General features: G+C 66.7%; 16 protein-coding genes and 1 riboswitch. Of the genes, 5 read left to right on the top strand and 11 right to left on the bottom strand.

The window, feature by feature from the left end:
- Nucleotides 1-37: 37 nt before the first annotated feature.
- The 9 genes from G4G71_RS26310 to G4G71_RS26270 form a co-directional block, all read right to left on the bottom strand.
- Nucleotides 38-874, bottom strand: a complete 837-nt coding sequence (locus G4G71_RS26310; RefSeq protein ID WP_169941435.1) for a DUF4824 family protein — start codon at nt 872-874, stop codon at nt 38-40.
- Nucleotides 871-1,944, bottom strand: coding sequence for a DUF2157 domain-containing protein (locus G4G71_RS26305; RefSeq protein WP_169941433.1), 1,074 nt, complete (start codon nt 1,942-1,944; stop codon nt 871-873). Before G4G71_RS26305 ends, G4G71_RS26310 begins: the two co-directional genes overlap by 4 nt.
- 376 nt (nt 1,945-2,320) lie before the next feature.
- Nucleotides 2,321-4,129, bottom strand: coding sequence for an allophanate hydrolase (gene atzF / locus G4G71_RS26300; protein ID WP_169941431.1), 1,809 nt, complete (start codon nt 4,127-4,129; stop codon nt 2,321-2,323).
- Between the two features lie 205 nt (nt 4,130-4,334).
- Nucleotides 4,335-8,141, bottom strand: coding sequence for a 5-oxoprolinase/urea amidolyase family protein (locus G4G71_RS26295; RefSeq protein ID WP_169941429.1), 3,807 nt, complete (start codon nt 8,139-8,141; stop codon nt 4,335-4,337).
- 291 nt (nt 8,142-8,432) lie between these two features.
- Complete coding sequence (locus tag G4G71_RS26290; protein WP_169941427.1) at nt 8,433-9,068, bottom strand: urea amidolyase associated protein UAAP2; 636 nt, start codon at nt 9,066-9,068, stop codon at nt 8,433-8,435.
- Nucleotides 9,069-9,079: 11 nt separating this feature from the next.
- Complete coding sequence (locus G4G71_RS26285) at nt 9,080-9,799, bottom strand: urea amidolyase associated protein UAAP1 (protein ID WP_169941425.1); 720 nt, start codon at nt 9,797-9,799, stop codon at nt 9,080-9,082.
- 10 nt (nt 9,800-9,809) lie between these two features.
- Nucleotides 9,810-10,616: an ABC transporter ATP-binding protein gene (locus G4G71_RS26280; RefSeq protein WP_169941423.1), complete on the bottom strand. Its 807-nt coding sequence runs from the start codon at nt 10,614-10,616 to the stop codon at nt 9,810-9,812.
- The gene (locus G4G71_RS26275; protein ID WP_169941421.1) at nt 10,613-11,428 is read right to left on the bottom strand and encodes an ABC transporter permease; all 816 of its coding nucleotides are present in this window, start codon (nt 11,426-11,428) and stop codon (nt 10,613-10,615) included. Before G4G71_RS26275 ends, G4G71_RS26280 begins: the two co-directional genes overlap by 4 nt.
- Nucleotides 11,429-11,549: 121 nt before the next feature.
- Nucleotides 11,550-12,614: a putative urea ABC transporter substrate-binding protein gene (locus tag G4G71_RS26270; RefSeq protein WP_169941419.1), complete on the bottom strand. Its 1,065-nt coding sequence runs from the start codon at nt 12,612-12,614 to the stop codon at nt 11,550-11,552.
- A gap of 57 nt (nt 12,615-12,671) precedes the next feature.
- Nucleotides 12,672-12,770: riboswitch (guanidine-I (ykkC/yxkD leader) on the bottom strand.
- 265 nt (nt 12,771-13,035) lie between these two features.
- Here G4G71_RS26270 and G4G71_RS26265 point away from each other — a divergent pair.
- Nucleotides 13,036-13,293: a DUF1145 domain-containing protein gene (locus G4G71_RS26265; RefSeq protein ID WP_169941417.1), complete on the top strand. Its 258-nt coding sequence runs from the start codon at nt 13,036-13,038 to the stop codon at nt 13,291-13,293.
- Nucleotides 13,294-13,416: 123 nt separating this feature from the next.
- On the top strand, nt 13,417-13,584 hold the full coding sequence (locus tag G4G71_RS26260) for a hypothetical protein (protein WP_156356647.1): 168 nt from the start codon (nt 13,417-13,419) through the stop codon (nt 13,582-13,584).
- 69 nt (nt 13,585-13,653) lie between these two features.
- Here G4G71_RS26260 and G4G71_RS26255 read toward each other — a convergent pair whose 3' ends face one another.
- The gene (locus tag G4G71_RS26255; protein ID WP_169941415.1) at nt 13,654-14,562 is read right to left on the bottom strand and encodes a LysR family transcriptional regulator; all 909 of its coding nucleotides are present in this window, start codon (nt 14,560-14,562) and stop codon (nt 13,654-13,656) included.
- Between the two features lie 98 nt (nt 14,563-14,660).
- On the opposite strand from G4G71_RS26255, the gene G4G71_RS26250 reads away from it, so the two are divergent.
- From G4G71_RS26250 to lapD, 3 genes are all read left to right on the top strand, one after another.
- Nucleotides 14,661-16,634, top strand: a complete 1,974-nt coding sequence (locus tag G4G71_RS26250) for an alkyl/aryl-sulfatase (RefSeq protein WP_169941413.1) — start codon at nt 14,661-14,663, stop codon at nt 16,632-16,634.
- A gap of 215 nt (nt 16,635-16,849) precedes the next feature.
- Complete coding sequence (gene lapG, locus G4G71_RS26245) at nt 16,850-17,503, top strand: cysteine protease LapG (protein ID WP_420825962.1); 654 nt, start codon at nt 16,850-16,852, stop codon at nt 17,501-17,503.
- Between the two features lie 27 nt (nt 17,504-17,530).
- Nucleotides 17,531-19,474 (top strand): cyclic di-GMP receptor LapD, encoded by a 1,944-nt coding sequence (gene lapD, locus G4G71_RS26240; RefSeq protein ID WP_169941409.1) that lies wholly within the window; start codon nt 17,531-17,533, stop codon nt 19,472-19,474.
- Between the two features lie 522 nt (nt 19,475-19,996).
- Here lapD and G4G71_RS26235 read toward each other — a convergent pair.
- Complete coding sequence (locus tag G4G71_RS26235; RefSeq protein WP_024767779.1) at nt 19,997-20,326, bottom strand: hypothetical protein; 330 nt, start codon at nt 20,324-20,326, stop codon at nt 19,997-19,999.
- Between the last annotated feature and the right edge of the window lie 90 nt (nt 20,327-20,416).

Below are 20,416 nucleotides of genomic sequence, written 5' to 3'. Positions count from 1 at the left end.
CGCGCAAGCGGATTCGGATCGGCGCGGCGGGGGCCGGTCAGGGCATGTCGATGCGCTGGATCCACGGCTCCAGGCGCTGGCCGAAGGCGACTTCGGCGACGAAGGGCTGGGCGCGGCCGTCCGCTGCCCGCTGAGGCTGCGCGGTGATCTGGTCCAGGCGCTCGCGCCACTGGTACGGCACGTTGAGGCTGTCGGTGCCGATGGAGCTGGCGGTGCCGCCGAGGGTCCAGATGTGCTGGTAGTAGTTGGATACGGGGCGTACATGGCCGTGGACGATAAGGTAGCGCTGGCGATCGGGATACCGGGCTCGCAACGTCTGCAGGTCCAGGCCGACGTCCTTGAGCAGCAGGCGGGTGTCGGTCTTTTCCTCGCTATCCAGTTCGCGGCGGATGAAGTCGCGCTCGTCCGCCAGACGGGCATTCTGCGGTGCGGCATCGGCGGCCTGGCGAGCCGCGTCGAGACGCTTGCGGGTCAGCTGCACTTCGCGCTCGTGAAGCGGGCCGTTGAGCTCCAGCACCAGCAGAGCGTCACGCGATTGCTGGCGGCCGAAGCGCCGGGCGCTGTCGTCGTCGACCTGCGCGGGCATGGCGAAGCCCAGCTCGGCCATCTTCTGGCCGTCGAGGGAGGGCTGCCAGCCGCGGTTGTGTTGCCGCGCCTCTTCGTCGCGGCTGGGCGTGCGCCAGCGCAAGCGCAGGCTCAGGCCGCTGTTTTCCTTGTACCAGTCGCTATTGCGCAGCAGCTCGCGCTGGCTGAGCGGCAGCACGCTGTCCGGCTCGCCGGAGCGGTTCCAGGCAACGCCGCCCAGGGCGACGGCGTTCACCAGCAGGATCAGGCCGACGCCGCTGGCCAGTGCGTGAGTACGTGTCCAGTTCATGGGCGGGCTCCCAGCAGGCCGTGGGCGCGGCGCAGGCGACGCAGGACCAGCAGGATCAGCACCGCGCACAGACCCAGTACGAGGAAGAACAGGTACTTGGGCATGACCTCCCACCACCAGTCGAAGAACTTGGTGAAGAGGAAGATCACGAAGAAGGTCAGCCCGGTGTTCACCACTTCCGGCCATTCGCGCCGCGCGCCGAGCCAGATGACGAGCGCCGAGGCCACGAAGCCGAGCAACTGGTAGAGGTTTTCCACCGATGCATAACCCAGTGGCAGGTAGCTGCCGCCGCCCCAGTTGGCCAGCACCAGCATCGGCAGGAACAGCCCGAGCAGGCCGAATACCCGGTAGATCGCCGCGAAACCGTCGAAGCGCTGCTGCGCGATGAACGAGGGGACGAGGAAGATCAGCAGTGCAGCGGGGAAGAAGTTCTCCGGGCGCTCGCCCACGTCCAGCCAGTACACGCCGCTCCAACTGCCGATCCGCGCGGCGACGTAGCCCATCACGCAGATCAGCGCAGCGGCCAGCAGCAGGCGTGTGTTGCAGGTGTAGGCCAGCAGCAGGGCATAGGCGGCCCAGGGCAGCAGGGCCTTGTCGGACGGGGTGATATTGAATATCTGCCCGACCATAACAACGTTCAGCACGAAGCAGGCGAAGGCCAGCATGGCGCCGAGCTTGGCGAAGTAGCCGGAGGCGTCGCGGCGTTGCAGCACGAGGGTCAGCAGCAGGCTGATCAGCGAGGCGGCGATGAGGATGACGACCTGCACGCTTTCGCCGAACAGGCCCCAGAACTGGTAGAAGAGGAAGAACAGGCTGGCGGCCAGGGCCAGCGCGCCGAGGAAGGAGGCGATGCGCATGCCCAGGGACAGGCGATGGTCCTGGCTGTCGCGGTCGATGTCGAAGCGTGCCCGGTAGTCGGCGAGCAGGCGTTGCTGGTGCTCGTGCAGGCGCTCTTGCTGGGTGTTGTCGAGAACGAGGGCGCCTTCGTCGCGCAGGCGGCGCAACTCGCGGTCGAAGGCCAGGATATCGTTGACGCGGTGCTGCGCCTGCTGGTGGCTGAGGTCGGGCATGACCGGTCCTTGCGGCGGGTGATGCTGGGACTCTAGCTCGTGGCGCGGCGGGGTTCCATGGTCAGACGCCGGTGACGCAGAGCGCGTGGCGTTCGCGACCCGCTATCCGCCCACACGCCGAAGATGCAGCAGTATCTGTAGGAGCGAGCTTGCTCGCGAACCAGTCTCCGTTGCAGAGGTTGTTCGCGAGGCCAATCCCGTTCCCCACGGGATTCTTCATTCCCTCATCCATGTGGGGCGCAGGAAGCGTAGGGCGAATAACCTGGAACAGGTTATCCGCCGGAAATTGCGCGGCGTATAACGCTGGCGCGTTATACGCCCTACGGGTAACCGATGCCCCACCCGGCGGGGGACACTCCTTTCCGGAAGCGCGCACTCAGGTTCGGCTGGCCAACCACGCGCGCCATCCGCCGAAGCGGCTGATGTCCTCGGCGCCTTCCAGGCCCCAGGCGTCGCAGATAAAGCCGGTCTCCCAGCTGCCATCCTCCAGCTGCACCTTGCCCAACCCGAGCGGTGCCGGGATGCCGGTGAGGAAGGAGCCCAGTTCGGCACTCGGCAGTTCCCAGACTTCCACCTCGATGGCCACGCCGCCTTCGGCCACCCGCAGCATGCCGGGGCGCAGCGGCGGGCCGCCGGCGAGGGCGTAGAGCTTGTAAGCCGGGGCGCTTCGGGTGGCGCGCAGCAGGCGCGCGCCGCGCTGGCGCAGTTGCCAGTTCAGCGCCAGGCCGTCCAGGTGCGCGCCGCAGACGACCAGGCGCGCGCGGTCGTTGCGCGCGACGTTGGCCGAAGAGGCCGGAGCGATTGCGTTGCTGCCAGTAAGCGGCAGGTTGTGCCGACGCTGCAGCGCGTCGGCCACGCCGAGCAGATACTGGTCGGTGAAGGCGCGGCCGAACAGGGTCACGCCCCAGGGCAGGCCGTTGCCCATGATCGCGCTGGGCACCGCGACGGCGGCGTAGTCCAGCAGGTTCATGAAGTTGGTGTAGTAGCCCAGGTCGGAATTGCGCTTCACCGGTTCGGCGTGCAACTCGTCCAGCGTCACCGGGCGGCCGATGGTGGGGGTGAGCACGCAGTCGAGGTCGGCGAGGATCGCATCGCACTGTGCCTTGAGTTCCTGCAACCGGTACTGCGCGCGGAACGCCTGCACGGCGGTGGTGCCGGGAGCTTTCGCCAGTACGTCGCGGATCACTGGCAGCACCGCTTGTGGGTCGCGCTCGATCAGCTCGCCCGCCACGCTGTAGCGCTCGGCGACCCAGGGGCCTTCGTAGAGCAGGCGCGCGGCTTCGAGGAAGGGCGCGAAGTCGATTTCCTGCGGCTCGCCTCCCAGGGCCTTGAGCTGGTCCAGGGCATCGGTGAACAGCATCGGGCCTTCGTGGCAGCCGAAGAATTCCAGTTGATCGGCACGGGGGACACCGAAGCGGAAAGGCTTGGGTGCACCGAAGGCGCTGGCGTCGTTCCACGCCGGGTTTGCGCGGCTGTAGCCGTCCTGCGGGTCGAGCCGGGCGGTGAGGGCCAGCAACTCGCTGGCCTCGGCGGCGCTGGCGGTGAAGTAGGTGATGCAGTCCAGGGTGCGGCAGGCCGGCACCAGACCATGGTTGGACAGCAGCCCCTTGCTCGGCTTGAGCCCGAGCAGGCCGTTGAGTGCCGCCGGCACGCGGCCGGAGCCGGCGGTGTCGGTGCCCAGGGCGAAGCTCGCCACGCCCAGCGCCACGGCCAGCGAGGAACCGGCGCTGGAGCCGCCCGACGGGTACTCGGGCAGCACGCTGTTGCGGCATTCGCCATAGGGCGAGCGGGTGCCGTTGAGGCCGGTGGCGAACTGGTCGAGGTTGGTCTTGCCCAGCGGGATGGCGCCCAGATCGATCAGTTGCTGCACCAGCGTCGCTGAGGTTTCCGGCGTGTAGGCGAACGCCGGGCAGGCGGCGGTGGTGGGGATGCCCGCGAGGTCGATGTTGTCCTTGATGGCGAAGGGGATGCCGTAGAGCGGCAGGCTGTCCGGCGATTTCTCATCCAGCGCGGCCAGGTAGGGCTCCAGTGCTTCCAGGCTCAGCAGGTGGATGAACAGGTGGTAGTCCGGGTTCAACGCGGCGGCCTTGTTGCGCAGTTCGGCGATCAACTGGCGCGGCGTGGCGCGGCCTTCGCGGTAGGCGGTGCGCAGGGTGGTCAGGCGGAGGTCGAAGGTATTGGGCATGGTTGGGGTTCCTGTGCTGGGTGGATACCCTCTCCCCGGCCCTCTCCCTGAAGGGAGAGGGGGAAGAGCAGTCCGCCGTAGTGTCGAGTTCAATCCACAGGCAGGGCTGTGGATTCAGGATGAATCGGATATTTCGCCCTGCTCGGAACGGCCCCCTCTCCCGCTTGCGGGAGAGGGTTGGGGAGAGGGCGCTTTTCAGGTCGCGTCACGCCTCCTCCATCACCACCACCCGTTGCCCGGCGCGCACCGGCGAACCGGGCTGCACACGGACCTCGCGCACTACGCCGTCGCGCGGAGCGGTGAGGGGGATTTCCATCTTCATGGATTCGAGGATCACCAGGATGTCGCCGGCTTTCACGCTGGCGCCGGCTTCCACCTGCACCTGCCAGAGGTTGCCGGCGATGTGGCTTTCGACGGCATGTTGGCCAGCGCCGAGCGGGGCGTCTTCGCCGGTGTCAACGGCGGCTTCCTCGCTCTCGAAGTGCGCCTGGCCGGAGGTGATCCAGCGCTGGCGCTCGGCGTCGAAGGCGGCGCGCTGGTGGCGGCGGAACGCAGCGATGCTGTCGGCTTCCTCGGCGAGGAATTGCTGGTAGTCGGCCAGGCGCAGTTCGCTTTCCTCGATGCGCAGCAGATAGCGGCCCAGCGGGAAGTCGCGGCGGATGCGCAGCAGTTCGTCCGCCGAGACCGGGTAGAAGCGAATCTGGTCGAAGAAGCGCAGCAGCCAGGGTTTGCCGTCGAATGCGGCGACTTCGCGATAGCGGTTCCACATCTGCAGGGTGCGGCCTACGAACTGGTAGCCGCCGGGGCCTTCCATGCCGTAGACGCACATGTAGGCGCCGCCGATGCCCACGGAGTTTTCCGCGGTCCAGGTGCGCGCCGGGTTGTACTTGGTGGTCACCAGGCGGTGGCGCGGGTCCAGCGGCGTGGCCACCGGCGCGCCGAGGTAGACGTCACCCAGGCCCATTACCAGGTAGCTGGCCTCGAAAACGGTGCGGTACACCGCCTCCAGGTCCGGCAGTTCGTTGATGCGGCGGATGAACTCCAGGTTGCTCGGGCACCAGGGCGCGTCCTTGCGCACGGTGGTCATGTACTTCTCGATGGCCAATTGGCAGGCCGGGTCGTCCCAGGACAGCGGCAGGTGGACGATGCGCGACGGCACCTTGAGGTCCTGGGCGGCGCACACGGCGTCCCAGAGGCCAGCGACGGTTTCCAGCAAGGCCTCCAGCGACAGGGTTTCCGGCTGGTAGTGCACCTGCAGTGTGCGGATGCCGGGGGTGAGGTCGATCACGCCGTCGAGGTTCTTGGCTTCCAGCGCCTGCATCAGGGCGTGGCCGCGGAAGCGCAGGACGAGGTCCAGCTCGGGCTCGCCGATTTCCAGCAGCAGGTGGGTGTCGCCGGAGAGGCGTGCGACCAGGCGGGTGTCGTCCTGGCCGAGGTCGAGGACGATGGGGGAGGTGAGCGCGATGCTTGGGCTGCCCTCACCCCCCGCCCTCTCCCGGAGGGAGAGGGCGCCGTCCGTGCCATCGGAGAACACTGTGCCCGCCGGCAATGCCGAACGGCCCCCTCTCCCCACGGGAGAGGGCTGGGGTGAGGGGAAATCGGCTGCGCCGATGCTGGGCTTTGCCTGTGTAGGAACGAGGGGGGCGCCCCAGCCCTTGCTCGCGAACCCGCCCAACTCCAGAACTTCCGGCATAAAGCGTTCGCGAGCAAGCTCGCTCCTACAGAACTGCGTCAATCTGCGGGCGGTAGCGATATCCACCGGCAGGAAGCGAACCTTGTCCCCCGCCTTTAGCTGGCCGAGCTGCCAGAGGTCGGCCTCGATCACCGTCACCGGGCAGACGAAGCCGCCCAGGCTTGGGCCGTCCGGGCCGAGGATCACCGGCATGTCGCCGGTGAAGTCCACGGCGCCGATGGCGTAGGGGTTGTCGTGGATGTTGGACGGATGCAGGCCGGCCTCGCCGCCGCTCTCGCGCACCCATTCCGGTTTCGGGCCGATCAGGCGGACGCCGGTGCGGCTGGAATTGAAGTGCACTTCCCAGTTGGTGGCGAAGAAGGTGTCGATGTAGGCCGGGGTGAAGTACTCCGGCGCGCCGTGGGGACCGTAGATCACGCGGATGCTGCGCTCGGCCGGGAGGTCGGTGCGTAGTTCCGCCGGCAGGCATTCACCGTGGCGTGCGTCTGCCAGTGCGTCGAGATGCAGCACGTCGCCGGCGCGCAGGGCGCGGCCGCCGTGGCCGCCGAACTGGCCGAGGGTGAAGGTGCTCTTGCTGCCCAGGTAGTCCGGCACGTTCAAGCCGCCACGCAGGCACAGGTAGCTGCGCGCGCCGGCGCCGCTCACGGTGCCCAGGCTCAGGGTCGAGCCGGCGGCGACGAACAGTGCGGTGTCCATCGGCTGCTCGGTGCCATCCAGGTTGATCGGCAGCGGCGCGCCGGTGACGCTTACCACCGCGTCGGTGTTGAAGCGCAGGGTCGGGCCGCTCATGGTGATTTCCAGCGCGGCGGCGCCTTCGGGGTTGCCCAGCAGGGTATTGCCCAGGCGCAGCGCGCGATCGTCCATCGGCCCCGATGGCGGTACGCCCACGGCCCAGTAGCCGAGGCGACCGGGGTAGTCCTGCACGCTGGTCTGGGTGCCGGCACTCAGCACTTCAAATGTGTGGGCACGGTAGCGCAGGCCTTCCAGGCAGCGCGTCCAGGGCGAGCCGCTGGCGAAGGGCGCGTCCTTGATGATCTGCCGCAGGTAGTCGCGGTTGCATTCCACGCCGTACAGCAGGCTGTCGGCCAGCGCGCGATCGAGGCCGGCGCTGGCCAGTTCGCGGGTCGGCGCCCAGGCGATGAGCTTGGCGATCATCGGGTCGAAGTAGGGCGGGATCTCGCAGCCGGCTTCGACCCAGGTATCGATGCGCAGCGCCTTGCCGTCCGCCGGCGGGAACTGCACGGCGGTGAGCAGCCCGGGGCAGGGTTGGAAGTCGCGGCCCGGGTCTTCCGCATAGAGGCGCGCCTGGATGGCGTGGCCGCTGGGCTTGAGCCCGGCGATGAGGTCGGCCAGCGGCGGCAGGTCGCCGGCGGCCAGCTCGATCATCCAGCGCACCAGGTCGACGCCCCAGACCTGTTCGGTGACGCCGTGCTCGACCTGCAGGCGGGTGTTCACTTCGAGGAAGTAGAAGCGCTGCGCGTCGCTGTCGTAGACGAACTCCACGGTGCCGGCGCTGCGGTAGCTGACGGCTTTCGCCAACTGGATCGCCGCCGCGCAGAGGGCATCGGCCATGCCAGAGGGCAGGTTGGGCGCCGGGGTTTCTTCCAGCACCTTCTGGTTGCGCCGCTGTACCGAGCAGTCGCGCACGCCGAGGGCGATCACTTCGCCCTGGCCGTCGCCGAATACCTGCACTTCCAAGTGGCGGGCGCGCTCGATGTACTTCTCGATGAATACGCCCGAGTCGCTGAAGTTGTTCTGCCCCAGGCGTTTCACCGCGTCGAAGGCGTCGCGCAGTTCGTCCGCCGAGCGACACACGCGCATGCCGATGCCGCCACCGCCGGCGGTGCTTTTCAGCATCACCGGGTAGCCGACTTCCTCACCGGCGAGCAACGCGGCTTCAAGGTCGGGCAGTAGGTCCGTGCCTTCGAGCATCGGCACGCCCTGCTCGCGGGCCAGCGCGCGGGCAGTGTGCTTGAGGCCGAACACGCGCAGCTGCTCCGGCGTCGGGCCGACAAAGGCGATGCCGGCGGCTTCGCAGGCTTCGGCGAAGGCAGCGTTTTCCGAGAGGAAGCCGTAGCCGGGGTGGATCGCCTGGGCGCCGCTGTCGCGGGCGGCGGCGAGGATTTTCTCCACGACCAGATAGGTGCTGGAGGCCGGGCCTTCGCCGAGGCTGATGGCCTGGGCGGCCTGCTGGATGTGCAGGCTGGCGGCATCGGCTTCGGAGTACACGGCGACGCCGCCCACGTTCAGTTCATTGAGCGTGCGCAGGATGCGGCAGGCGATGGCGCCGCGGTTGGCGATGAGCAGTTTGTCGAACATGGAGGTTTCCCCATGCGGGACAGGTCGTCCTGTCGAGTTTATGTCGGGCGGTGGTCGTCCACTGCCGGGGCCTGGACCCTGCTGCGTACTGCACCCTCTCCCTTCAGGGAGAGGGTTGGGGAGAGGGGCTGTTGGCTACGGAGCTGGACGTTCCCTCTCCCCCCGCCCTCTCCCTGAAGGGAGAGGGAGCTGTCCGCAGCGTCGGGCTGCACTGGCCACTCCGGCTCTGGCTGAGCGAGAAGAGCCAGCGCCGCAGCGCTTGCAGCTTTCCGCCTGCCGCTTGCAGCCGCTTCAGTCCCATACCAGCAACTCCGCCGGCGTCGGGTTCCAGCCGTTGCAGGGGTTGTTGAGCTGCGGGCAGTTGGAGATCAGGACGATGACGTCCATGTGCGCGAGCAGCTCGACGTACTTGCCGGCAGCGGAGATGCCGTCCTCGAAGGTCAGGCCGCCCTCGGCGGTGACCGGAACGTTCATGAAGAAGTTGATGTTGTGGCTGATGTCGGCCTTGCCCAGGCGGCCGTCGTGCAGGCTGGCGCGCAGGAAGTTGTCGCGGCAGCTGTGCATGTAGCGCTTGTCCAGGGCGTAGCGCACGGTGTTGCTTTCCTGGGCGCAAGCGCCGCCGAGGGTGTCGTGGCGGCCGCAGGTGTCGGCGACGATGCTCAGCATCGGCTTGCCGAGGTTGGAATACAGCACGCTGCCGGCGCTGAGGTAGACCTGCCCCTGCTTGCGCAGGGTGCGTTGCACGTCGTAGCGCTCGCGCGGGTTGGCGGCGCTGAAGAACAGCGTGTCCACTGCCTGGTTGCCTTCCAGGTCGAGGATGCGCAGGGTCTGCCCGGCTTTCAATTCAGTCAGGCTGGGTTCGCCGGCCGGGATCAGGGTGCGCGAGACGCAGGCTTCAGGGTGTTTGTCGCTGGGGACGATGGGCATGCTCGCGCTCCTTACAGGTACTGGCGTTCGGTGTTGTGGAAGCCGCGACCGTTCTCCGGGCGGGACGTGCGGCAGAGCACGCTGATGCCGTCGCCGGCAACCTGCTGCCAGGTCAGGCCGATGGGCTTGGGTGCGTACTGCGGGTTCGGGTCCAGCGGGTGTTGCAGGGCGGTGAGCACTACCAGCGTGTCCATCGGTGCGTAGAGCTCGACGTAGTCGCCGGCCTTGGAATTGCCCTGGGCGAAGCGGAAGCAGCCGTCGGCATCGACGTCCACGCGGCTGAACAGGTTCAGGCACATCAGCAGGTCCTGCAGGCGCATGTTCCACTTGCCCATCTCCACCAGCAGGTTGTCCACGCCGTTGCGATGGAAGCCGTTGCGCAGTTCCTGGTAGCGGCCCGCGCCGTATTTCTCCTGCACTTCGGCGGCGTTCAGCACGCCGCCAAAGCTGTCGTGCCAGCCGCAGCTGTCGGCGGTGATGGCGGCGAGCACGCGGCCCATGTCCGAGTACAGGCAGTGGCCGGCGGTGAGCTTGGCGGTGTGCTGGCATTTGAGGCTGTCGGGCAGGTTCAGCCGCTCGCTTTTCTCGACGGCGTTGAACAGCAGCAGGCTGACGTTGCCGCCGCCTTCGATGTCAGTCAGGCGCAGCACCTGGCCGCGCTTGAGGACGAAGGAGGTATGGCCGCCGCCGGGGACGGTTTCTTCGTAGAGGGTGGTGCGCAATTCGTTCATGGCGGGCTCCTTAGTAGGCCGGCGTGATCAGCGGGGCGGCGGCCGTTTCCAGGCGCGCGGCAAGCGGTTCGGGCAGGGCGGCGCGGGCGGCCTTGCGGTCGGCGTTGAGCGGGATGTCGTAGGTGATGCGGGCGCCGTAGGCGGTGGGTGCCTGCGGGTCATGGCGAACCTTGTCGAAGACCAGCAGGCGAGTGCCCAGGCTGAAGCCCTCGGCGAGGTCGTGGGTGACCATAAACACGGTGAGCCGGGTTTCCTGCCACAGCTCCAGCAGCAGGGCGTGCATGTCCTTGCGGATGCCGGGGTCGAGCGCGCCGAAGGGTTCGTCGAGCAGCAGCACGCGCGGCTTCATCACCAGTGCCTGGGCGATGGCCAGGCGTTGCTGCATGCCGCCGGACAGGGCGCTCGGATACTGCTTAAGCGCATGGCCGAGGCCGACGCGTTCGAGCAGGGCGGCAGCCTGTTCGCGAGCCTCGCGCTTGGCGTTGCCGAACAGCCGGCCGAGCAGCGGCGAACGCGGCAGTTCGAGGCCGAGGGCGACGTTGTCGAGCACGGACAAGTGCGGGAATACCGAGTAACGCTGGAACACCACGCCACGGCTCGGGTCGGGCTCGCCCGGCAGCGGTTGGCCTTCGAGCAGCAGCTCGCCACGGCTGGGGCGCTCCTGGCCGAGCAGCAGGCGCAGGAAGGTGGACTTGCCGCAGCCGGAGGCGCCGACCAGGGTGCAGAACTCGCCTTCCTTCACATCGAGATTGAGGCGTTCGAGCACCACGTTGCCGTCGTATTCCTGCCAGACGTTCTTCACGGAGATGAAGCTCATGCCTTGCCTCCTTCGTACCAGGGGAAGGCACGCCGGGTGAGCAGGCGCAGGCCGTAGTCCATCAGCCAGGCCAGGGCGGTGATCCACACCACGTAGGGCAGTATCACGTCCATGGCCAGATAGCGGCGCACGAGGAAGATGCGGTAGCCCAGGCCGTCGGTAGAGGCGATGGCTTCGGCGGCGATGAGGAACAGCCAGGCCGAGCCGAGCATCAGGCGCAGGGAAATGAGCAGGCGCGGCATCAGTTGCGGCAGCACCACGCGCAGGATCAGCGTCCAGGTGCTGGCGCCCAGGGTTTGCGCCTTGATCAGCAGTTCGCGGGGGATTTCCCTCGCGCGCTGTTCGATGTCACGGGCGATGCAGGGGGCGACGCCGATGACGATCAGCACCACCTTGGACAACTCGCCGAGGCCGAAGACGATGAACAGCACCGGCAGGATCGCCAGCGGCGGAATCATCGACAGCACAGTGAGCAGCGGCGACAGCGGCGCGCCGAACAGCGGCACGCTGCCGGCGGCAATGCCCAGCACCAGGCCGAGCAGGGCGGCGATGCCCAGGCCCATGCCGAGGCGTTGCAGGCTGGCGCCGGTGTCCTGCCAGAACAGCACTTCGCCGGTGCGCTTGTCTTCGCTGAAAGCCAGGCGGTTCACCGCGTCGGCCATCTGCGCGGCGCTGGGCAGCAGCTTGTCGTTGGGGTTCTCCGCCAGCCGCGAGGTGGAGCCCGCGAAGTAGGCGAACAGCAGCAGGGCGAAGGGCAGCAGCACGAGGAACAGGCGGCCGCTGCGGTCGGGGGTTCGGTTGATCAGGCGCATGCTTCGTACCTGTTTGTCGCGGTGGGGGCTATCTGTAGGAGCGAGCTTGCTCGCGAACGAGGTTTCGCTTGGCGCTAAGGCGTCATGCGGTTCGCGAGCAAGCTCGCTCCTACGAAGAGCGTCAGAGCTTGCCGTCAGCCGCCATCTGCACGTAGCTCGGATCGAAGCGCAGCTTGAGGTTCTGCGCGTCGCCGGTGGACAGCCCGCCTGCGAAGCTCATGCCGACCGCGTCGGCACTTTTCGCGCCTTCGCCGAGCAGGCCGTGGGCGAAGGAGAAGGCCGCGACCTTGTCCATGGTTGCCGGCAGTTTCGGGCTGGTGGCGAAGGCCAGCGCCTCCTGCGGGGTGGCGAACAGCCTGGTGGTGGCGAGCTGGCTCTGGTAACCGGCGAGATCGGTGCCCGAGGCCTTGGCCATGTGTTCCAGCGCGGCGCGGGTTTCGGCGCTATTGCCCTGCATCAGCGCGACGGTCTCGAACCAGGCGCCGGTCAGGGCCTTGCCCAGGGCGGGGTTGTCCTTCAGGACGGCGCTGTTGACCACCATCATGTCCATGATCTCGCCGGGGATCTGGCTGGAGTTGAACACTTCGCTGGTGCCCGGCTTGGCGCGGGCCTCGGCGAGCATCGGGTTCCAGGTGGTCACGGCCTGCACGTCGTCGGTGTTGAAGGCGGCGGCGATGTCGGCGTCGGAGGTGTTCACTGTCTTCACGTCCTTCTCGCTCAGGCGGGCACTTTCCAGCGCGCGGGCGAGCAGGTAGTGGGAGACGGAAAGCTCCACCAGGTTGACGTCCAGGCCCTTGAGGTCGGCCAGGGTCTTGCCCTCGCCCTTGAGGACGATGCCGTCGTTGCCGTTGGAGAAGTCGCTGACGATCAGCGCGGTGGAGTCGACGCCGCCGGCGGCGGGAATGGTCAGGGCGTCCATGTTGGTCATGGTGCAGCCATCGAACTGGCCGGCGGTGTACTGGTTGATCGACTCGATGTAGTCGTTGAGCTGGGTGACCTTGATCTCGATGCCGTACTTCTTCGCCCACTTGTCGACGATGCCGTGGCTGGCCGCGTATTCCCAGGGCATCCAGCCGGCGTAGATGGTCCAGCAGAGGTTGAAGCTGTTCTTCGCGGCGGCGGAGGCTGAGAGGCTGAAGGCGACGAGGCCGGCGGCGAACAGGGCGGTCAGAAGGGGCTTGCGCATGGAGCATCTCCAGTCGATTGTCGGGCAGGCAGGAGTCGGGCGGCACGTGTCGCTCTCGTCTCCCGGGCTTTTGTCCCGCCGTGTAACCTCGCTGGAGGTCGATGACTCTCGGACCAGTCACTCGCTTGGCGAGCCGGAACCCTAGTCATCCATTTCAGATTGTGGTGCCGCTGTCCGCTTGGTTCGGATCGTTCCTGCACAGCCGAGACAAAGCGAGCGGCGTGCCAAGTTGGCGAAAGTGCCGGTGCAGAAGGGCTGCGGCAGAGCGCGATGGATTTTTCGCTGCATGGGAGGGCGTTCGCCTGCCCTCAAATGAAGCGCTGCGCCGCTTCCTGGTGCGCGGGCCAGTCGAAAGGCAGGAGCGTGGCGGGCGTGGCCGGCGGCAGACTGCTGCGACCTTCACCTTGAGGAATCCATCGCCATGTCCGAATTGCTGAGCTTTGCCAAGGGCGCGCTGACCATGTTCTGGCTCGCTGCCGTGCTCAACCTGATCTATCCGTTCGGCGAGCTGCATCGCCCGCTGCTATGGCTCTCCGCGATCCTGCTGGTGGTGCATGTGGGCGAGGTGCTGTTGCTGGCGCGTCGGCGTTCGGTCACGGAGAAAGTGCAGGTCCTGCTGTTCGGCGTGCTGCATCTGCAAAGCCGCAAGCTTCGCCGTCTGGAAACTGTAAACGGCTGATTTACCCAAGCTTTACCTTCGCCTGTGGCACCGCCTTCTGACAGACATGTCTGATCTTGCGAGACCGGAAGAATGTACGCCCCGCATCCCGGCGGGGCGGCCGGCTCGCTTGATGGAGGCGCCATGCGTCGTTTCTTCGCTGCTGTATTGATGATCCTTCCGTTGACCGGTTGCGTGGTCTACGAGCATGACCACGACCGTGGAGGCTGGCGCGATCGCCCGCACTACTATCGCCCCGCGCCGCCACCGCCGGCCTACTACGGTGGCCCCTACCAGGGCTGGCACCGCTGAGTTGCCGGTTCGATCGGAGCCTGGCGACCGATGGCTATCACCGCGCTCCACGCCCTCCTGCGGAAGCACTCATGACGCGGCATTGAATGCCGCGTCTTCCTCCAGCAACAGCTCGACGAACTGGCTGGCCGCCGGCGACAGGCTGCGGCCGGCGTGCCGTACCAGCGCGTAGGCAGAGCCGCGCCCGGCCACTTCGCCATTGGGCCAGGGCAGTACGGCGAGCCTGCCAGCCTGGACATCGGCGGCGACCACGTCCCAGGTGGCGAGGCAGAGCACGTCGCTGCCCTTCACCAGTTCCTTGAGCATCAGCACGTCATCGCACTGCACGCTCAACGGCTGTGCGCGGCCCAGGATGCGCGAGAGCCCCTCGTGGGCGTCGCGGGGCAGGCGCGGCCCTGCCAGCGGATAGCTGAGCACGCTGTCGAGCGAAGGTTGGCTGGCCATCAGCGGATGCCCCGGCCGACAGAACAGCACGCCGCGGTGCTCGCGCAGCGGCAGGATGTCGAGGCGACTGTCGCCCTCCAGTTCGCGGTAGTCGGCGACGAACAGCTCCAGCTCGTCATCCAGCAGGCGCTGCTGCAATTCGCTCCAGTTTTCGATGGACAGCAGGATCGACACCTTCGGGTGTGCGCTGCTGTAGCGCGCCAGTACCTGGGGCAGCAGTCGCGCGCCGGGGAAGGGGCCGGCGCCCAGGCGCAGCTCGCCGGTTTCCAGGTCCGCCAGTTGCAGCACCGCGTTCTTCAGCGCGCGATCACCGGCCAGCAGGCGGCGGGCATGCTCCAGTACCAGCCGGCCGTGGGCGGTGAGGGTGACGCCGCGCGGGTTGCGGTCCACCAGCTGGCAATTCAGCTGGCCCTCCAGCGCCTGGATACTGCGCGACAGGGCGGGTTGACTAAGATTCACCGCATCGGCGGCACGGGCGAAGTGGCCGTGCTCGGCGAGGGCGACGAAGTGGCGTAGCTGGCGAAGATCGCTCATGCGCTTCCTGCATCGATTTTGAAATTGGAATGCATTGGAATTATTAGCGCGACGGCCGGCATAGTGCGAGCACAACAACAAATACCGGAGCCTTCCGAATGTCCCGTCTTTCCGCTGCCGTCCTGCTGGCCGGTCTCTGCCCCGGCCTGCTGGTCGCCGCCGAGCAGCCCAAACCGCCGACCTCCTTCACCGAAGCCGCCCAGGAACAGGTGCGCCAGACGCTGCCGTTCAACGACCGCGCCGACTTCGACCGGGTGGAGAAGGGCCTGATCAAGCGCCCCGACAACCTGGTGATCAAGAACGATGACGGCAGCGTCGCCTGGCAACTGGGCGACTACGACTTCATCAAGGCCGCGAAGGACCTGGGCAGCGTCAACCCCAGCCTGATGCGCCAGGCGCAGTTGAACCTGTCCTATGGGCTGTTCAAGGTCACCGACGGCATCTACCAGGTGCGCGGCTACGACCTGGCCAACACCACCTTCATCGAAGGCAAGACCGGCTGGATCGTCATCGACACCCTGACCACTCCGGCGACCTCCAAGGCTGCCTACGCCCTGGTGAGCCAGGAGCTGGGGCAGAAGCCGATCCGCGCGATCATCTACAGCCATGCCCATGTCGACCACTTCGGCGGGGTGAAGGGCCTGGTCAGCCAGGAGCAGGTGGACAAGGGCGAGGTGCAGATCATTGCGCCCAAGGGCTTCATGGAGGCGGCGATCAAGGAAAACGTCATGGCCGGCAACGCCATGATTCGCCGTGCCACCTACCAGTACGGCACTGTTCTGCCCAAGGGTCCGCAGGGGCAGGTGGACATGGCCATCGGCAAGGGCGTGGCACACGGTCCGTTGAGCATCATCGCGCCGACCAGGCTGATCGAAGGCGAGCTGCAGGACCTGGAAATCGACGGTGTGCCCTTCACCTTCCAGAACACCCCGGGCACCGAATCGCCGGCGGAAATGAACGTCTGGCTGCCGCAGCAGAAGGCGCTGCTGATGGCCGAGAACGTCACCGCCACCCTGCACAACCTCTATACCCTGCGCGGTGCCGAGACGCGCGACCCGCTGGGCTGGAGCAAGTACATCAACGAGGCGCTGCACCGTTTCGGCGACAAGGCCGAGGTGATGTTCGCCGTGCACAACTGGCCGCGCTGGGGCCACGAGGACATCGTCCGCACCCTGGAGAAACAGCGCGACATGTACGGCTACCTCAACGATCAGACCCTGCACCTGGCCAACCAGGGCGTGACCATCAACCAGATCCATGAGCGCCTGAAGGTGCCGCCGGAGCTGGCCAACGAATGGTTCAACCGTGGCTACCACGGCAGTGTCAGCCACAACGTGCGCGCCGTGGTGAACAAGTACCTGGGCTACTACGACAGCAACCCGGCGACGCTGAACCCGCTGGCGCCGGAAGATTCGGCGAAGAAGTACGTCGAGTTCATGGGCGGTGCCGATCACCTGCTGCAGATGGCCAAGGCCTCCTTCGACAAGGGTGAGTACCGCTGGGTGGTGGAGGTTGTGAACAAGCTGGTCTTCGCCGACCCGACCAACCAGGCCGCGCGCAACCTGCAGGCCGACGCCCTGGAGCAGCTCGGCTATCAGGCGGAGAACGCCGGCTGGCGCAACAGCTACCTGGTCGCCGCGCAGGAGCTGCGCAACGGCGTACCGCGGAACCTGCCGTCGCTGCGCGTGGGCAATCCCGATGCGCTGGCTGCCATGGATACCGGCTTGCTGTTCGACTACCTCGGCGTGCGGATGAATGCGCAGAAGGCCGAGGGCGAGGACTTCAGTATCAACCTGGTACTGCCTGACAAGAACGAGCAGTACCTGCTGGAACTGAAAAACTCGCACCTGAACAACATCAAGGGCGTGCAGAGCGAAAATGCCGGGCAGACCGTCACCATCGACCGCGCCGACCTCAACCGCCTGATGCTCAAGGAGGTCTCGCCGGTGCGCCTGGTGTTCGAGGGCAAGCTCAAGAGTTCGGGCAATCCTCTGCTGCTGGCAAAACTGTTCGGCATGCTCGAAGACTTCGACTTCTGGTTCGACATCGTGACCCCACCCGAAAAGAGCTGAACGCGCTCCCCCTCCGGCGCGGCTGATATCTCTCCAGGCCGCGTCATCCGGTGATAGCACAATGCAGTGATTGCATTGTGCCATTGTTTTTTTCGCGCCCAGTCTGCACCATGCGACCCCTGCGCCTGCAGCTGGTTGCCGGCGCTCGCAGTCGAGTAGTCGCGATCGTGTTCAGCCGTTGTTCGAGGATGTTGCGCCGTTGCTGGCCAGGGTCGTTGGCCCTGGTGCTGGCCGCATCGTTCGTCCTGGCGGGCGCACAGCAGGTCGAGTGGGACTTCAAGCTGATCAGCGAGCAGTCCGCGCGCCTGTACGGCCCGCTGGGCGATGGCCAGGTGCGTATCGATGCCTGGCAGAAGATGCTTGCGGAGCAGTCCACGACTGCAGAGCGCGACCAGCTGCAGGCGGTCAATCGCTTCTTCAACGACCAGCTGCGCTTTACCGACGACCTCAGCCTCTGGCACGAAGTGGACTACTGGGCCACGCCGATTGAGGCGCTGCTCAAGGGAGCCGGCGATTGCGAGGACTTCGCCATCGCCAAGTACATCAGCCTGCGACACCTGGGCGTGCCGGCGCAGAAGCTGCGCATTACCTACGTCAAGGCATTGCGTTTGAACCAGGCGCATATGGTGCTGACTTATTACCCGAGGCCCGATGCCGTGCCGCTGGTGCTGGACAACCTGATTGGCAGCATCCTGCCGGCCAGCCAGCGCAGCGACCTGCAGCCGGTGTACGCCTTCAACGGCGAGGGCCTGTGGCTCGCCGGCAGCGGCGCGGGTGGCGGCAAGCAGGTGGGCGACAGCAAGCGGCTGTCGCGTTGGCAGGACCTGTTGAAGAAGATGAAGGCCGAAGGATTCCCTTCGAACGAATAGCTCCTCTGGGGGGAGCCTGGAGACACGATGTCCCTGTTCAAACAGTTGTTGATCGCCATCTGCCTGTTCCTGGTGGTCGCTTTCAGCGGCAGCTTCATGGTCAGCCTGGAAAGCTCGCGCGAGCAGTACGGCAACCAGCTGCGCTCCCACGCTCAGGACGCGGCCACCGCGCTGGGTCTGTCGCTGACGCCGAACATCGACGACCCGGCGATGGTCGAGCTGATGGTCAGTTCGATCTTCGACAGTGGCTACTTCGAGAGCATCCGCGTGATCGACCTGGCCTCGGGCAAGGTCATGGTCGAGCGCACCGGTGTGCCCGACGCGGTAGCGGCCAAGGTGCCGCAGTGGTTCATTTCTCTGATCGACCTGCATTCGGCCGGTGGCGATGCCATCGTCAGCCGCGGCTGGACCCAGGCCGCACGGGTCGAGGTGCTCAGCCACCCGATGTTCGCCATCGCCAAGCTCTGGCAGAGCGCCCTGGGCAGCCTGCTCTGGCTGGTACTGTGCGGCATCGCCAGCGCCGTGCTCGGCGCCATCCTGCTGCGCCGCCAGCTGAAGCCGCTGGACTATATGGTGGAGCAGTCCCACGCCATCGCCCGCCGCGAATTCCTCAGCCTGCCGGAGCTGCCGCGTACCCCCGAACTGCGCCGTGTGGTGCAGGCGATGAACCAGATGGTGGAGAAGCTCAAGGCGCTGTTCCAGGAACAGGCCCAGCGCAGCGAACGCCTGCGCGACGAGGCCTACCAGGACAGCCTGACCGGGCTGGGCAACCGGCGCTTCTTCGACATGCAACTGCACAACCGACTGAGCGCCGAGGACCAGGTCAGCAGCGGCGTGCTGCTGGTGCTGCGGGTCAACGACCTCGCCGGACTCAACCAGCGCCTGGGCGGCCAGCGTGTCGACCAGTTGCTCAAGGCCGTGGCGGACCAGCTGCGCCTGGCCGGGCAGGGCCTGGGTGCCGGCTTGACCCTGGCGCGCAGCCGCGGTGGCGAGTTCGTGATGCTCGCGCCGGGGCTGATGCCCGAGGACGCACCGGCCCTGGCGATGCGCCTGGAAGGCATGCTGGCCGCGCTGGTCTCCACCGGTGCCAGCGATGTGAGCCCGGTGGCGTGCCTGGGGTTGGTGCCTTTCGTTTCCGGCGAGTCGACACAGGCATTGTTGCAGCGCGCCGACGAGGCGCTGGTGCAGGCCGAACGACAGAACGACAGCTGCTGGGCCTTCCTCCAGGGCGGGGCGAAACCGGTCGCGGAGGAGCGCCACACCTGGCACCAGTTGCTGGACGAGGCGCTGGTGCACAAGCGTTTCCAGCTGCATTTCCAGGCGGTGGTGTCCTGCGCCGATCCGCAGGTCGTGCTGCACTACAAGGTGCTCTCGCGCCTGCCGGACGGGCAGGGCGGCAGCATCGCCGCCGGGCGCTTCCTGCCCTGGCTGGACCGCTTCGGCTGGACCGCGCGACTGGACCTGCTGATGCTCGAAAGCGTGCTGGCCGACTTGGCCAAGCATAACCGTCCGCTGGCGCTGAACCTGTCCGCCGCGCTGCTGCGCGACGAATGGGCGACTACCCGAGTGTTCGACTTGCTGAAGCAGCATCCGCAGTTCGCCGGACGCCTGACCCTGGAGCTGGAGGAAGACCAGCTGCCGGCACAAGCGGTGCTGGAGGTGCTGACCCGTCGTCTCGGCGAGCTGGGTTATCGCCTGAGCCTGCAGCACTTCGGTGGGCGCTTCAGCATGATTGGCAACCTGGCCCGCCTGGGGCTGGCGTACCTCAAGGTTGATGGCAGCCATATCCGCCACATCGACCAGGAGAACGACAAGCGCCTGTTCATCGAGGCGATGCAGCGGGCCGCGCACAGCATCGACCTGCCGCTGATCGCCGAGCGCGTGGAGACGGCCGGGGAGTTCCGGGTGTTGAAAGAGATGGGGATTCAGGGCGTGCAGGGGCAGTTGTTCGGTGGGCCGGCGCCGTGGTGATCGAGGCCGGGGCGGGGCGCTTTTCGTAGGAACGGACTTTGTCCGCGATGAGTTCGCCTCGCGCTGAGGTTTCCCGCGCCGCTTCGGTGTGCGCTGGAAGATTTTATTTCGCCCCCTCGGGCGAGTCACTTCTTCCAGACGCCGAAGAAGTAACCAAGAAGGCTTGCCCCTCCATCCGGTTTTTCGCTTAGGCGAAAAATACCCTCGTTGAACCGAAGTTTCAGGGGCACGCCACGACGGGCCATCCCTGGCCCATCGTGGCTCTCGCGGCATCCATGCCGCTCAACCCCTGAAACTCCGCTTCAACGAGGCCTCCTGAAAGGGGCCGTCCGGAGTGCTCGGGCGTTTCTCTGGAAGTCTCTTACTAGCCAAAGCCGAGGCAGGGGAGATAAGGCTTTTCGTAGGAGCGAGGGGGACGCCCAGTTCTTGCTCGCGAACCTGGCCTCGCAGCGGAGCTTGTTCGCGAGCAAGCTCGCTCCTACAGGGGATGCCGCGCGGCCGGCACGCAAAAGAAAACGGGGCTCAGATCAGCCCCGTTTCCTCGTCGTCGTTGATCAGCCGCGTCAGCCCGCCCAGGGCTTCCCGCGCCTGGGTCCGGTTGAGCAGTTTCGATCGCGCCGCCGGCGGCAGGTCGGTGATGCGGATCACGCCCTTGGTGATCAGCACCGAGATCAGGTCTTCCAGTACCCGGATCATGTCCAGGTCGCTCTGCTTGAGCTGCAGCAGGCTGCTTTCGGCCGCCCAGGCCTGGATGTCCGGATGGTCCGCCGGCAGCGTGCCGGTGGCGCCTTCGAATTCGGCGTCCTCGACGCGCGCCACTTTTCCCTCGGCGTTGCGCTGGATGTACAGCATCGACCCGTCCCCATTTATCGTGATGTGAAGGAGCGACAGCGGAACCACCCCTAAGGGTGGCCCCGCTGTCGCTGTGTCAGAGCCTGACCG

The organism is Pseudomonas multiresinivorans, from assembly GCF_012971725.1.
GTDB lineage: Bacteria > Pseudomonadota > Gammaproteobacteria > Pseudomonadales > Pseudomonadaceae > Pseudomonas > Pseudomonas multiresinivorans.
This window is presented reverse-complemented; position numbering and strand designations above follow the sequence as displayed.